The 13226-nt window shown below is 49.5% G+C and carries 16 protein-coding genes and 1 tRNA gene; 11 read left to right on the top strand and 6 right to left on the bottom strand.

The window, feature by feature from the left end; genetic code table 11:
- The first annotated feature begins 69 nt into the window (after positions 1–69).
- Positions 70–609, top strand: a complete 540-nt coding sequence (locus tag ACYVIC_RS09735; protein WP_460859448.1) for a DUF3016 domain-containing protein — start codon at positions 70–72, stop codon at positions 607–609.
- Between the two features lie 9 nt (positions 610–618).
- On the opposite strand, the gene ACYVIC_RS09740 is transcribed toward ACYVIC_RS09735, so the two are convergent.
- Together ACYVIC_RS09740 and priC are read right to left on the bottom strand one after the other, a co-directional pair.
- Positions 619–885 carry a hypothetical protein gene (locus ACYVIC_RS09740; RefSeq protein ID WP_460859449.1) on the bottom strand — a complete coding sequence of 89 codons (267 nt, stop codon included), beginning with the start codon at positions 883–885 and terminating at the stop codon, positions 619–621.
- Between the two features lie 80 nt (positions 886–965).
- Positions 966–1274, bottom strand: coding sequence for a primosomal replication protein PriC (gene priC / locus ACYVIC_RS09745; protein WP_460859451.1), 309 nt, complete (start codon positions 1272–1274; stop codon positions 966–968).
- A 158-nt stretch (positions 1275–1432) separates the two neighbouring features.
- On the opposite strand from priC, the gene ACYVIC_RS09750 reads away from it, so the two are divergent.
- On the top strand, positions 1433–1831 hold the full coding sequence (locus tag ACYVIC_RS09750; RefSeq protein WP_460859454.1) for a MerC domain-containing protein: 399 nt from the start codon (positions 1433–1435) through the stop codon (positions 1829–1831).
- Between the two features lie 61 nt (positions 1832–1892).
- Here the strand turns inward: ACYVIC_RS09750 and ACYVIC_RS09755 are convergent, their stop codons facing one another.
- The 3 genes from ACYVIC_RS09755 to rsgA all read right to left on the bottom strand — a co-directional run bounded on the left by ACYVIC_RS09755 (position 1893) and on the right by rsgA (position 4719).
- On the bottom strand, positions 1893–2585 hold the full coding sequence (locus ACYVIC_RS09755; protein ID WP_460859455.1) for a glycerophosphodiester phosphodiesterase: 693 nt from the start codon (positions 2583–2585) through the stop codon (positions 1893–1895).
- A gap of 224 nt (positions 2586–2809) precedes the next feature.
- Entirely contained in the window at positions 2810–3667 is an 858-nt protein-coding gene (asd, locus tag ACYVIC_RS09760) for an archaetidylserine decarboxylase (RefSeq protein WP_460859456.1), read from the bottom strand.
- A gap of 17 nt (positions 3668–3684) precedes the next feature.
- Entirely contained in the window at positions 3685–4719 is a 1035-nt protein-coding gene (gene rsgA / locus ACYVIC_RS09765) for a small ribosomal subunit biogenesis GTPase RsgA (protein WP_460859458.1), read from the bottom strand.
- Between the two features lie 111 nt (positions 4720–4830).
- On the opposite strand from rsgA, the gene orn reads away from it, so the two are divergent.
- From orn to ACYVIC_RS09780, 3 genes are all read left to right on the top strand, one after another.
- Positions 4831–5379 carry an oligoribonuclease gene (gene orn, locus ACYVIC_RS09770; protein ID WP_460859462.1) on the top strand — a complete coding sequence of 183 codons (549 nt, stop codon included), beginning with the start codon at positions 4831–4833 and terminating at the stop codon, positions 5377–5379.
- Between the two features lie 68 nt (positions 5380–5447).
- Positions 5448–5523: transfer RNA gene (locus ACYVIC_RS09775), tRNA-Gly, on the top strand.
- Between the two features lie 92 nt (positions 5524–5615).
- Positions 5616–5822: a DUF1289 domain-containing protein gene (locus ACYVIC_RS09780; protein ID WP_460859463.1), complete on the top strand. Its 207-nt coding sequence runs from the start codon at positions 5616–5618 to the stop codon at positions 5820–5822.
- On the opposite strand, the gene queG is transcribed toward ACYVIC_RS09780, so the two are convergent.
- Positions 5791–6918: a tRNA epoxyqueuosine(34) reductase QueG gene (gene queG / locus ACYVIC_RS09785; RefSeq protein ID WP_460859723.1), complete on the bottom strand. Its 1128-nt coding sequence runs from the start codon at positions 6916–6918 to the stop codon at positions 5791–5793. The two genes, ACYVIC_RS09780 and queG, sit on opposite strands and share 32 nt — an antisense overlap.
- Positions 6919–7090: 172 nt before the next feature.
- Between queG and tsaE the strand changes: the two genes are divergently transcribed.
- The 6 genes from tsaE (at position 7091) to hflX (ending at position 13189) form a co-directional block, all read left to right on the top strand.
- The gene (gene tsaE, locus ACYVIC_RS09790; protein WP_460859725.1) at positions 7091–7570 is read left to right on the top strand and encodes a tRNA (adenosine(37)-N6)-threonylcarbamoyltransferase complex ATPase subunit type 1 TsaE; all 480 of its coding nucleotides are present in this window, start codon (positions 7091–7093) and stop codon (positions 7568–7570) included.
- Positions 7560–8864, top strand: coding sequence for an N-acetylmuramoyl-L-alanine amidase (locus tag ACYVIC_RS09795; RefSeq protein WP_460859465.1), 1305 nt, complete (start codon positions 7560–7562; stop codon positions 8862–8864). The genes tsaE and ACYVIC_RS09795 overlap by 11 nt, the downstream gene beginning before the upstream one ends.
- A gap of 2 nt (positions 8865–8866) precedes the next feature.
- Entirely contained in the window at positions 8867–10618 is a 1752-nt protein-coding gene (gene mutL / locus ACYVIC_RS09800) for a DNA mismatch repair endonuclease MutL (protein WP_460859467.1), read from the top strand.
- Positions 10605–11528, top strand: a complete 924-nt coding sequence (gene miaA, locus ACYVIC_RS09805; protein WP_460859469.1) for a tRNA (adenosine(37)-N6)-dimethylallyltransferase MiaA — start codon at positions 10605–10607, stop codon at positions 11526–11528. Before mutL ends, miaA begins: the two co-directional genes overlap by 14 nt.
- 90 nt (positions 11529–11618) lie before the next feature.
- Positions 11619–11876, top strand: coding sequence for an RNA chaperone Hfq (gene hfq / locus ACYVIC_RS09810; protein ID WP_460859471.1), 258 nt, complete (start codon positions 11619–11621; stop codon positions 11874–11876).
- Between the two features lie 17 nt (positions 11877–11893).
- Positions 11894–13189, top strand: a complete 1296-nt coding sequence (hflX, locus tag ACYVIC_RS09815) for a ribosome rescue GTPase HflX (protein ID WP_460859474.1) — start codon at positions 11894–11896, stop codon at positions 13187–13189.
- The last annotated feature ends 37 nt before the right edge of the window (positions 13190–13226 follow it).

Here is a 13226-nt window from a genome sequence, read left to right on the forward strand (position 1 = left end):
AACTTATGGTTATCGACAGTTTCTAATGACGGTAACATGTATAGTGCTAATTGAAGCAGGAGACTGGCTATGCGTAAGACATTACTATTGTGTGGTTTAACCGCGTTAGCTGCAGCTACAGTGCAGGCTGGCGAAGTAAAAGTTGAGTGGCAGGCGCCAGAGAAGTTTACTGATATTCGCCCGGCTAATGACAGCCGTAAAGCTTATCGTGAGCGGGTTCTGCATAAGTTTGATGGCTTTTTCCAGGATATGGCGGCAAAGTTGCCTGAAGGCTATCAATGGCAAGTAACGGTAACTGACATCGATTTGGCAGGGGATATTGATTACTTTGCTACGGGCAGCGGCCATGCGTTACGTATTATTAAAGACATTTATTCGCCGGCCATTAAATTTAACTATGTACTGCGTGATCAGCATGGTGAAGAAGTGGCAAGTGGTGAAGAAAAGTTGCGTGATATGAGTTTTATGCAATCGCTACACTCAATAAACAATACTGACGAATTTCGTTATGAACAAAAAATGCTGCAAAACTGGTTTAATAAGGAATTAGAGCCCAAAGTAGAGCAGTATGCACAGTCGCTGCCTAAAGTGAGCGGACCAACGCCGTAATGGCTATTGCTACAATAAACTGGCAATTTGTCGATAGATATCGATAGCTTCCTGCCGGCTTAACTGGCCGGCAGTTGCCGCCCTGCCAATACTACTGCTTACCCGGACAAAGTCGCTTGCTGTTTCTGTTGTAGCGTCTTGTTTTTCAGCGTTAGCCGTGGCTAACACCTTGCTGCTGATAGCAGGTTGGGTCAACTCAACGCTGCGGCTAAGTTGACGACCAATATCTGCTGTTGGTTGACTAACGCTGTTAACGTTAGCGCCTATTGCTGACATAGCGTCCTCCGTTTAGTTTTAGCGTAGTGGAGCTGGTTATTAGCGTTAGATTATTTTTTGAACAATAAATTCGTCTTATTTTATTTTGTTATAACCGAGCGGAAAGTAGCTAAGGTTTGATGTAGCTGTTTAAGCTGCTTTACGACCCGCTGCAGGGTGGCAGTATTAAACTGCTGGCTTTGGCGCATGGCTGCAATTTGTTCTGCTGTTTCTGCCAGATAGGGCATAAAGCGGTTGCTGGATGCCTGAAACAGCGTGTTGTCGGCAAAGATCCGTTGATGCTTGCCATGGCCTTGCTGTTGCAGGGTTTCGAGCAAGGCATCGGCGTCTAACGCTTTGCGATATAGCTCTTTTAAGTTGTCATCAAGTTGGTTGAGTAAAGTATCCATAACACGACTACGCTGAGAAAAGTGGCGCTATTATGCCATAAAGCTGGCATGGCTTCAGCTGTGACATAGCGCTCTGGCCGGTAGTTATTTTTTGCAATAGCCATTCCTTTGGTGGATGTTTTGTTATATTATCTCGTTTCTTATTTTCAGCTGTCAGAGTGAGTATTGTGTTAGCAACGGTTAGAAACGTATTTGACAAAGTAGGTATTACAGTGACATCGCTTTGCGCTATTCACTGCATTATGCTGCCGATCATTCTGCCGGTTCTGCCATTACTGGGTCTTAGTGTTAGCCACAACCATGCGTTCGAGCATGTTATGTTGCTGGTTACTATAGTGCTGGGTTTTGTGGCTTTGTTTATTGGTTTTCACCGTTACCACCGTAAGCTGTATCCGTTTTATTCTTTGTTTTTAGGTGTGTTTATATACTGGCAACGTGATGTTTGGGGCCATGAGTATGAGCATGCTGTGCTTGTTGTTGGTGCATCGCTGGTAGTATTAGCACATGTGATGAATATGCGCTTGTGTAACAGCTGCAAGACCTGTCATGATCATTAAGTACTGCAACTTATAAAAAATCCCGCTGCAGCGGGATTTTTGCTTTCTGGCGTTAGGGCTTTTATGCCAACTGCTGCCGGCTTTTGGCCGGGTAGTTGCTGAAAATGCCATCTACACCGTACTGTTGCAGCCGCTGAATGTCATCAGCCTGATCTACCGTATAAACGAACACTTTTAAGCCGCGCGCTTTGGCATCAGCAACAAAAGCCTGATTAATAAAGTTGACATCGCAATTGACTGAATACGCCTGCAGTTGCTGCGCAAAAGCAGCGTAGTCGATTGCTAAGCTGGCGGTAAGTGCGCCAAGCTTTAGCTCTGGCCTGTGCTGTTTAAGCTCTGCCAAAAGGTGATGATTAAAAGATGAGATAAGCAGCCGCTGACTGTCAAATTGCAGCTCCTGCTGTGCTTTATTCAGCAAGGCCAGCAATGGTGCTACGGTGTTGTCGCCCTTTAACTCAATATTAAGCCACAGTGTGGAGCTTTGCAGGCGTTGTAATACCTGCCACAGCTTAGGAATACGCTCGCCGCGGCCGGCGTCCAATTGCATCAGTTGCACAATACTGAATTGATAAATACTGCCGCTGCCGTTGGTAGTGCGCGCTAAGTGATGATCATGAATAACAATCAGCTCGCCATCAACGGCGAAGACGTCGATTTCAATAGCGTCGGCACCCTGAGCTATGGCCTGCTCAATAGCCAACAGGGTATTCTCCGGATAGTCGCCACTGGCACCACGATGAGCAATAATTTGCATAACAGACCTCCATTTCTTCGGTCGCTGTCTGCCACTCCGTACATTTCTTCTGTGACACGCCGTGAACCCCTCCCTGGGGGCTCGATTATAAACTTCATCCCTGAAGTTTACCCGTTGGGCCAGCGGAGCTGTTCAAATTCGCTCCCGGCGAATTTGTCAGGCCATCCTGACCTGCAACGGTCACCGAAGAAAGTACCTACGCGTCAGCCAGTACCGTTGTAAAATTACTGAAGCTCAGCAAAAGGCGCACCCATACGGGTTACCGTGCCAGGCTGCTGATCTGCAAGAAATTGCAGCTTGTTCGCCGCAAAGGCCAGTACCACTGTTGAGCCCAACTTAAAGCGGCCCATCTCAGCGCCTTTTTCCAGCGTAATGGCGTTTTTGCCATGTGCCGGGTAAGTCCAGCGGAACACATTTTTGCCGGCCGGCGGGGTAACTGTACCCGCCCAAACGGTTTCGATGCTGGCAACGATGGTTGCGCCTACCAACACCAGCGCCATCGGGCCTAGTTCAGTGTCAAAGATAGTAACTACGCGCTCGTTGCGGGCAAATAAGTCCGGTACATTTTCAGCGGTTAGTGGGTTTACCGAGAATAAATCGCCCGGCACATAAATCATCTGGCGCAAAGTACCGCTGACCGGCATGTGAATGCGGTGATAATCTTTCGGAGCCAGATAGATGGTTGCAAAATCACCACCGATAAATGGTTCCGCAGTCGCGATGTCGCCCCCTAGCAGAGCCTGCAGTGAATAACTGTGGTTTTTGGCCTGCACCAGTTGACCTTGCACTATCGGCCCCAGCTGGCTGATGCAGCCATCTACCGGATGCGCCACTATATCGGCCTCTGTTGCCAGCGGGCGGATGCCGTCTTTTAACGGCCGGGTGAAAAACTCATTAAAACTGGCGTAGTCTTGCGCCCGTTCAAATTGCGCCTCAGCCATATTAATGCCATAGGCTTTGATAAAGCGGTTGATTAAGAAGTGGGTAAACCAGCCCAGCTTTGCTGCCGCAAGTTTGCCCACCAGGCGCGAAATTAAATGCTTAGGTAACAGGTATTGCAGGGTAATTTTTAAATTATCCATTGTGATCTCGTAAAAGGTTAAAAGTGATTCGGTTTGTCTTGCGCCATACTGGCGAGGATTTTCAGATAACTGTCGTAGCGTTCCTGGCTCACGTTGCCGCTTTCTATCGCATGCTGAATGGCACAGCCAGGATCTGAGATATGTTTGCAATCGCGAAATTTGCAACGTCCGAGCCAGGGGGTAAATTCAGTAAAACCCTGGGTAACCTCTTCCGGTGTTAGATGCCACAGCGCAAATTCGCGAATACCCGGCGAGTCGATTAGGTCGCCACCGTCGGGTAAATGATACAGGCGCGATACTGTCGTAGTGTGCTGGCCAAGGCCGGAGTTGCTGGATACTTCCTTGGTGTGCGCCTCGAGCCCTGGCATCAGACTGTTCATTAGCGACGATTTACCGACCCCAGATTGCCCCACAAAAATGCTGGTACCGCTCTGTAAATAGTTGAGCAATTGCGCCATACCCATGCCTGTTTTAGCACTCACGGCCAGAAAGTCGAAGCCTAAATTACGATACAGTGACAGTTGCTGCTCTACAGTGACCAGTTCTGTATTGCTAAGCAAATCTACCTTATTGATCACCAGTAAGGGTTTAATACCCGTCATCGTTGCGGCAACTAAATAGCGGTCAATAATATTTAGCGACAAGACTGGCAATACCGCCGAAACAATAATCATTAAATCAATATTGGCGGCTACGGGTTTTAAACCATCATAAAAATCTGGCCGTAACAGCACTGAGCTGCGCTCTTCCACCGCATCAATAACACCATCAACGCCACCGGTTGGCTGCAAAGAGCGGCGCCAGACCACACGGTCACCTGTTACCAGTGACGCTACCGAGCGGCGCATATTGCAGCGTATTATTGCGCCGTTGCTGTCTTCAACATCCGCATGCTGGCCAAAGCGACTGAGCACCAGGCCAGATTCGACAGGCGCAAAACTGGCGTCGTCAACCGATTCGACACCTTTGTTTTTTGCGCTGCGCAGCCGTTTGCCGGCGTTGTCGACAATGCGCTGTTGCTGGCGCTGAGTGAGATGTTTTTTCTTTGTCACTGCTATTGTTATCGCTCTGAGGTAAAGGATGCTATTACTGCTAAGCTTAGGGCGTGTATGATACCTGTATTCTGTAAATGAACAAAGCAGCAAGCTGCGTAAGGGTTTTTCATGAGCGTAAATGACAATAATTTGATTTGGCTGGATTTGGAAATGACCGGGCTGGAGCCCAAAACCGATGTCATTCTGGAAATGGCCACCATAGTGACCGACAGCCAGCTGAATATCCTTGCCGAAGGGCCGGTATTTGCTATTAAGCAGCCGGATGAGGTGCTGGACAACATGAGTGCCTGGTGCGTCGAGCAGCACGGTAAAAGCGGTTTAACTGCCCGCTGTCGTGCCAGCAGTACCAGTCTGGCAGAGGCAGAACAGCAGACTATCGCCTTTTTAAGCCAATATGTGCCCAAGGGTAAATCACCCATGTGTGGCAACAGCATTGGCCAGGACAGGCGCTTTCTGGCTGAATACGCACCTGAGCTGGAAGCGTTTTTTCATTATCGTAATTTAGATGTCAGTACGGTGAAAGAGCTGGCGCGGCGCTGGCACCCTGATGTACTAAAACAAATACAAAAAGCCGGCAGTCACCTGGCATTGGATGATATTCGTGAGTCAATTGCTGAATTAGTAACCTATCGCACGCATTTTTTCAAATTACCGTAAAAAACACTTGCAACGGCCAACTGATTTTGTAAAATGCGCGCCATCACGACGTAACAACGTTAGTTGATGCGAGTATAGCTCAGCTGGTAGAGCGCGACCTTGCCAAGGTCGAGGTCACGAGTTCGAACCTCGTTACTCGCTCCAAATTCGACAGAAACCGCACTTGGGTAACCAGTGCGGTTTTTTGTTTACTGCGGTATAGTTAAGTTACCTGTCGTTGGCAAATGGCTTCAGCAATGTCAGATTCACCCTGTGTACGTAATTGTTGTCTGGATCAACAGGACACTTGTCTTGGCTGTGGTCGTTTATTAGATGAGATTATAGAATGGCACAGCGCTGATGCGCCGCGCCGTGCGCAGATCTTACACTTGGCGCAATTACGACTCGCTGAGCGCGCAGAAGTAAAAGGCGTCAGGCATCACGCGGCAGCCCCTTCTGAATAATCCGTACCAGCCGCTCAGTGCTGCGTGGTAGTAATGATTCTGCCTGCCAGCTCTTACGTTTTTGCTGCTGTAGTGCCCAGTGTATATGTTCTGCGACCAGCTCAGAGGCACTCTCAAGCTTAGCATTTAACGCCTGAACTATTTCTGTCTGATAAGGCGCATTGCCAAGCGCCACGGCAATATTGCGTTGCCAGCGCTCATAGCCGATACGGCGAATGGCGCTGCCTTCGGTATGGCTTAAAAATTCATGCTGTTGCCAGGCGAATAAACTCAATAAACTCTGGCTTTGCCATTGTGGACGGCGTTGAAAGTCCCCTTCAATAGATAATGGTGCCGCGCGGTTCTCCGGACACACCAACTGGCAATCGTCGCAGCCGTAAATACGGTTACCCAGCAATGGACGGAATTGTTCTGGTATTGCGCCTTTAAGCTCGATAGTCAGATAGGAAATACAGCGTCTGGCATCAACCACATAAGGCGCTACAATAGCGCCGGTAGGACAGCTGGTAATACAGGCTACGCAACTACCACAATCGCCCTGATGCGGGTTATCAATCGGTAGAGGCAGGTTGACCAGCAACTCGCCTAAAAAGAACCAAGAGCCAGCTTCCTGGTTTAGCAATAAACTGTGCTTGCCAACCCAGCCCAAGCCGGCTTGTTGCGCCAGCGGGCGCTCTAAAATCGGCGCCGAGTCGGTAAAAGGCCGGTAACCCAGTTCTGTTACCTGTTTATTTATGCGCTCCCCCAGCTGCTTTAGCCGGTTACGGATCAGCTTATGATAATCACGGCCCAGCGCATAACGGCTAATGTAAGCTTGGGTTGGGTCAGCCAGATTGGTAGCAAAGCCAGCACCTTCGGGCAAATAGTTCATCCGGACACTTAGTACCCGCAGAGTGCCGGGTACCAGTTCGGCCGGGCGGGCGCGCAGCATACCGTGGCTGGCCATATAGTCCATTTCGCCGTGATAACCGGCATCAAGCCACTTTTGCAACTGTTGTTCCGCATCAGGCAGGCTGACGCCGGTGATCCCCAGCTGAGCGAAGCCGAGCTCGCTTGCCCATTGTTTAATCTGCAGCGCCAGCGCCTGATAATCCATATTCATGTTAGTCGTCTGTGTTAAGCAACACGCTAATTTAACATGGTGCTGTTAATAATGCCTAGCCGAGACGGAACCCGCCACAACAAAACAGGTCTTAGCCGCAGCGCGGTTTTACTGGCTCTGCGCGTGGTGAGTTTGTTAACATAGCAAGGTTTTTAGTTTGATAAGAGTGGTAACCGTGGCCTTACAGCAAATTATTTTATCCGATGAGCAGGCAACGCTTACGCTTGCCGGCAAAGTTGGCCGTTTGGTTGCAGGCGGACAAACGGTGTTTTTGCGCGGTGAACTGGGCGCGGGCAAAACTACGTTCAGTCGCGGCTTGCTAGGTGCGCTGGGTCATCAGGGCAAAGTGAAAAGCCCCACCTACACTCTGGTAGAACCTTATGAACTGGCGGGTTTAACTGTGTATCACTTTGACTTGTATCGCTTGCGTGATGCCGAAGAGCTGGAGTTTATGGGCATTCGTGATTACTTTCGTGCTGACAGTTTGTGCTTGATTGAATGGCCAGAGCAGGGGATGGGTTATTTACCTGTCGCCGATCTCGACATACACTTAATTTTTGAACAGCAACACCGGTTGGTTAGTATCAGCGCAAATACAGCTGCCGGCGCCGCCATAATAAAAGCTATAACAGACGATGAAAAATAATTATTACAAACTCAAAGGCTGTTTGTTGTATATCCTGTGCTTGCTGTGCTTTGCCGTTGAGGCTGGCAATGCAGTACAGAGCGTCAGGGTATGGCCGTCGCCTGATAATACCCGTGTGGTATTTGATTTAACTGCCGCGCCAGAGCACAAGTATTTTGCCTTAGATAAGCCTGAACGCCTGGTAATTGACCTGAGTAATATTAAAAGTGGTACTAACCTGCCCGCGGTTTCCGGTGACACGGGGCTTATAAAAAGTATTCGCAGTAGTAGCGATAATAATACGATGCGTATTGTGTTAGACCTGAACAAAGCCAGCAAAGCGACAGTGTTTGCTTTGCCGCCCACGCCGCCATATGGCCACCGTTTGGTGGTTGATTTACCCGACACCCAGCCACAACAAAGTTTACCGCCACCGGCGCTTCGTTCTGCACGGGATATTGTTATTGCCATAGATGCCGGCCATGGCGGCGAAGACCCAGGCTCAATTGGCCCCAGTGGGTTTTATGAAAAAAATATTACGCTGCCGATTGCTAGACAACTCGCGCAACTGATTGATCGTCAGCCCGGCATGAAAGCAATGATGGTACGCACTAATGACTATTATATTCATGTTAACCGACGTACTGAGATTGCCCGCGGCCAGCAAGCTGATTTGTTGGTATCAATCCATGCTGATGCTTTTACCACGCCACAACCGCGAGGAGCGTCGGTTTGGGTGCTGTCGTTACGACGCGCAACCAGCGAAGTAGGGCGGATGCTGGAGCAAACCGAGCGCCATTCTGAGCTGCTTGGCGGGGTAGCAGAAATTATCAAAGATTCGGCCAACGAGCGTTATCTGGCGCAGACGGTGTTGGATTTATCGATGAACCATTCTATGGTTACCGCGTATCAGGTAGCAAATGAAGTGCTGGCTGAACTGGGGAAAGTGGCTCACTTACATAAAAAAGAGCCGCAAGCGGCCAGTTTTGGTGTGCTGAAATCACCGGATATCCCGTCTATTCTGGTTGAAGTGGGTTTTATATCTAATCCACAAGACGAAAAGTTAATGCGCTCCTCTGCTCATCAAACTAAATTGGCCAAGTCGTTATTTTCGGCGTTAAAGCGGCACTTTGAAAAGTCACCACCAGCCGACTCGTTATTTGCCCAGCAGCGAGCCCGCGAGCACCGGGTTAGTGCTGGCGAATCACTATCTCTGCTGGCACAACGTTATAATGTGTCAATTGACGAACTTCGTGACCTGAACCAGTTATCGTCTGACAGTATCCGTGTCGGCCAGACACTGCGGATCCCCTGATTATGACTATTCGTATCTTGTCGCCGCAGCTGGCCAACCAGATCGCGGCTGGTGAAGTCGTTGAACGTCCGGCATCGGTGGTGAAAGAACTGGTGGAAAATAGCCTGGACGCAGGTGCTACTCAAATCGACATTGATATTGAAAAAGGTGGCAGTAAACTAATCCGGATCCGTGATAACGGCTGCGGCATTGCTGAGCAGGATCTGGTGTTGGCGCTCAGTCGGCATGCAACCAGCAAAATTAGTGCTCTTACTGATTTAGAAGCGATTACCAGCCTTGGTTTTCGTGGTGAAGCGCTGGCGAGTATCAGCTCGGTGTCGCGCTTAACATTGACATCACGTACCGCGAGCCAGGATGCCGCCTGGCAGGCCAGTGCGGAGGGACGGGATATGCAGGTAACAGTTAAGCCCGCCGCACATCCGGTGGGTACCAGTATTGAAGCTGTGGATTTGTTCTTTAATACTCCGGCTCGGCGCAAGTTTTTACGCAGCGATAAAACAGAATTCGGCCATATAGATGAACTGATAAAACGCTTAGCGCTCAGCCGCTATGATGTGAGCTGGCAGTTAAATCACAATGGCCAAACAGTGCGCCGGTTAAAAGCTGTATCTACGGATGAACAACGGCAAAAGCGCGTCGCTGCGTTGTGCGGCAGGGCTTTTGCTGAACAGGCCGCTTTTATTGAAAACCAGTATGGCGATGTAAAGCTATGGGGCTGGCTATTACAACCTCAGGCTTGCACTGCGCAAAACAGTTGCCAGTACAGCTATGTAAACGGCCGGATGATGCGGGATAAATTACTTAACCATGCTATCCGGCAGGCTTACGGCGATAGTTTAACCGCTGAACAGCAACCGGCATTTGTGTTATATCTTGAGTTGGACCCGCATCAGGTGGATGTTAACGTACACCCGGCTAAACATGAAGTGCGCTTTCATCAGGCTCGTTTGGTACATGATTTCGTTGTATCCGCCTTATCAGACGCCATACATCAGCTACAAGTAACGCCGGTGCCGGTAACAGCTGCGACAGCATGCTTTAGTGTGCGGCAAACTGCAGCCAGTTATCAGCCAGTATCCGGCCGCGGTACGGGTTATCGTGGTGGCCAGGTTGCACAGCCGGGCGCGGCTGCGGTAGGGCGGGAGCTGGCATACTGGCACAACAGTCTGGCACGGCAGGCCGAAGAACCTACAGTCGATACTGCGCTGGCTTCAGAGCAGCAAACGACCAGCGTGGCGCATTCGCCGATGTTGATCCACGCCAATCGTTACCTGTTAACTGAAACTGAGCCGAATACCGGCGTTATAGTGTTGCTGGATTTAGTCGCAACCCTGCGTAATTACATTGAGCACAATGCGCAGCAAGCGGTGGCGTTACTATTGCCACAGCGTATTAGTATTTCTACTGCGTTGCTAAAGTTGTTAACCACCAAAGCAGAGCAGCTTAGTCAGGCTGGCTTTGATCTGTTACTGACAGACTTAACGGCGATAGTGCGTGCTGTGCCGGTGTGGCTGAGGCAAACGGCGTTAAGTCAATTTTTACCGGTATGGCTGAGCCATCTGGAACAGCATCAAACAACAGATCCGCTGACCAGCTTATTGTCTATGCTACTTAATGCTAATGGGGTTGATGCTCAGGCCCTGCTAAAATATATGCCTGATGTGTTACGACAACCCGAGCACTGGCATTATGTGCCGCTGCAATTGGATGCCGCTCTCAGACAGCTGCAGGAGCAACAGTATGAACCGGCCTGACGTTATTTTTCTGCTTGGGCCTACGGCTTCAGGAAAAACGGCGCTGGCAACAGCATTGTATCAGCATTTGAATGTTGAGCTTATCAGCGTTGACAGTGCGCTAATATATCGCGGCATGGATATTGGCACTGCTAAGCCAACGCCAGCAGAACTGCAGCTGGCACCACATCATCTGATTGACATTCGCGACCCGGTGCAGAGCTATTCTGCGGCAGATTTCCGCGCTGATGCGCTAAGATTGATTGCCCAAATTCAACATCGTGGTAACATTCCTGTCCTGGTCGGTGGTACCATGCTGTATTTTAAAGCCTTATTAGAAGGTATATCGCCACTACCTGAAGCTGATCCGGCGATTAGACAACAACTTGAGCAAGAAGCAGCAGTAAAAGGCTGGGCGGCGATGCACCAGCAGTTAGCACAAGTTGATCCGGTATCTGCGGCGCGTATTCATCCAAATGATCCACAGCGCATTAACCGTGCTCTGGAGGTGTATCGCATTAGCGGTCAAAGTCTTACGGCATTAACGGCGGAAAAGGGGGAACCTTTTGCCTATCCGGTACACCAATTTGCCATAGCGCCAGATGATCGTGCGATATTGCATCAACGTATTGCACAACGATATATGCTGATGTTGCAACAGGGGTTTGAGCAGGAAGTTCGCCGTCTTAAGCAACGACCTGACCTGCACCTGGATCTACCTTCTATGCGCTGTGTGGGTTATCGTCAGATGTGGCAGTATCTGGATAATGAGTGTAGTTACCAGCAAATGGTTGAACGCGGTATAGCGGCGACACGCCAGCTAGCCAAACGGCAGTTAACCTGGTTACGTAGCTGGCCTGATCTTCACTGGTTAAGCAGTGATGTCGCTACAGAGGAAAACTTGCAAGCCGTTTTATCTTCGCTAAGCTAAGTGTGCAAGATAAAAAAGATGTTTTAACAACTTGAAATAAAAAAAATAATACTTATATAAGTCGGACTAATAAAAAAAGGAAATCGGCAAATGGCAAAGGGCCAATCTTTACAAGACCCATTTTTAAACACCTTGAGACGGGAACGTATTCCGGTATCAATTTATTTGGTGAATGGTATTAAATTGCAGGGCCAAATTGAATCTTTTGATCAGTTCGTTATTCTGCTGAAAAACACAGTTAGCCAGATGGTTTATAAGCATGCCATCTCAACTGTGGTACCAGCGCGGGCTGTGAATACTATGATAAGCCACAGCAACGGACAGAGTGACGAAGACGATTCGGAATAACAACAGGGGTTATTCGCTTGTCTGATACTAGCGCATTTGTTGAACAAGCGATCCTTGTCCACGTCAACTTCTCACAGCATCACAACAGTGAAGACTTAGGTGAGTTAAGGTTGTTGGTTGCTTCTGCCGGCGTGAGTGCTGTGCAGGAAGTAACCACTAATCGTAGTGCACCAGATGCTAAATTTTTTGTTGGCTCGGGTAAAGCACAGGATATAGCCAATCTGGTAGAGCAAACCGGCGCCACTCTTATCATCTTTAACCACGCCTTAAGCCCGGCACAAACTCGCAATCTCGAGCGCTTGTGCCTGGCGAGGGTTATAGACCGTACTACGCTAATTCTGGATATTTTTGCTCAGCGTGCCCGGACTTTTGAAGGTAAGTTACAGGTAGAGTTGGCGCAGTTGAAGCATCTGGCATCGCGTTTAGTGCGCGGTTGGGACAGCCTTGACCGGCAAAAAGGCGGCATTGGCTTACGCGGGCCTGGTGAAACCCAACTGGAGACCGACCGTCGTTTACTACGCGAACGGGTAAAAGCCCTGCAAGGCCGGCTGGCTAAGTTAGAAAAACAACGCGATCAGGGTCGGCGCGCCCGGCAGCGGGCCGAAGTGCCTGTAGTGTCAGTGGTGGGCTATACCAACGCGGGCAAGTCAACCTTGTTTAATCGTATTACCCGTGCTGATGTGTACGCTGCTGATCAGCTATTCGCTACACTGGATCCCACGTTACGTAAGCTGCCACTTAAAGGGGTCGGTGATATTGTGCTGGCCGATACCGTGGGTTTTATCCGCCATTTACCGCATGATCTAGTTGCCGCGTTCAAGTCTACCTTACAGGAAACCCGCGACGCCGATTTGCAACTGCATGTGGTTGATATCAGTGATCCGCGCCGGGATGACAATATGCAGCAGGTTGCAGCGGTGCTGCAGGAAATTGACGCAGATACCATAACTCAGCTGGTGGTATACAACAAGATCGATCTGCTGGGGCAGCCGGCCCGTATTGAATATAACGAATTTAACCTGCCGGTAGCGGTATATTTATCAGCACATAGTGGTGATGGTATTGACCTGTTGCGCCAGGCGTTGGCACAACTGCTTAGCGAGCGCTATATCGAAGTAGAGCTGAATTTACCGCCCCAACAGGCGGTATGGCGGGCACGGTTTCACCAGCAGCATTGTATAGCGCAGGAACAGTTTGACGCCGACGGTTATTGTCAGCTAAAACTCAGGTTAAGTGAGTCGCTATGGCAGCGCTGCCTTAAGCAATCCAACGGGATACTGGAAAACTGTATCGTCAGTGCCCCTGTTATCTGATACATTAACGCTTATTTTGTAACTATAAACGGAGTAG

This window comes from Rheinheimera gaetbuli, from assembly GCF_054781935.1.

Bases quoted from the DNA above. Each gene is read 5' to 3' on its own strand.
- ACYVIC_RS09735 (WP_460859448.1), top strand. From the start codon at position 70: ATGCGTAAGACATTACTATTGTGTGGTTTAACCGCGTTAGCTGCAGCT.
- ACYVIC_RS09795 (WP_460859465.1), top strand. From the start codon at position 7,560: ATGAAAAATAATTATTACAAACTCAAAGGCTGTTTGTTGTATATCCTG.
- ACYVIC_RS09780 (WP_460859463.1), top strand. From the start codon at position 5,616: ATGTCAGATTCACCCTGTGTACGTAATTGTTGTCTGGATCAACAGGAC.
- miaA (WP_460859469.1), top strand. From the start codon at position 10,605: ATGAACCGGCCTGACGTTATTTTTCTGCTTGGGCCTACGGCTTCAGGA.
- hfq (WP_460859471.1), top strand. From the start codon at position 11,619: ATGGCAAAGGGCCAATCTTTACAAGACCCATTTTTAAACACCTTGAGA.
- ACYVIC_RS09740 (WP_460859449.1), bottom strand. From the start codon at position 885: ATGTCAGCAATAGGCGCTAACGTTAACAGCGTTAGTCAACCAACAGCA.
- mutL (WP_460859467.1), top strand. From the start codon at position 8,867: ATGACTATTCGTATCTTGTCGCCGCAGCTGGCCAACCAGATCGCGGCT.
- priC (WP_460859451.1), bottom strand. From the start codon at position 1,274: ATGGATACTTTACTCAACCAACTTGATGACAACTTAAAAGAGCTATAT.
- asd (WP_460859456.1), bottom strand. From the start codon at position 3,667: ATGGATAATTTAAAAATTACCCTGCAATACCTGTTACCTAAGCATTTA.
- queG (WP_460859723.1), bottom strand. From the start codon at position 6,918: ATGGATTATCAGGCGCTGGCGCTGCAGATTAAACAATGGGCAAGCGAG.
- ACYVIC_RS09755 (WP_460859455.1), bottom strand. From the start codon at position 2,585: ATGCAAATTATTGCTCATCGTGGTGCCAGTGGCGACTATCCGGAGAAT.
- orn (WP_460859462.1), top strand. From the start codon at position 4,831: ATGAGCGTAAATGACAATAATTTGATTTGGCTGGATTTGGAAATGACC.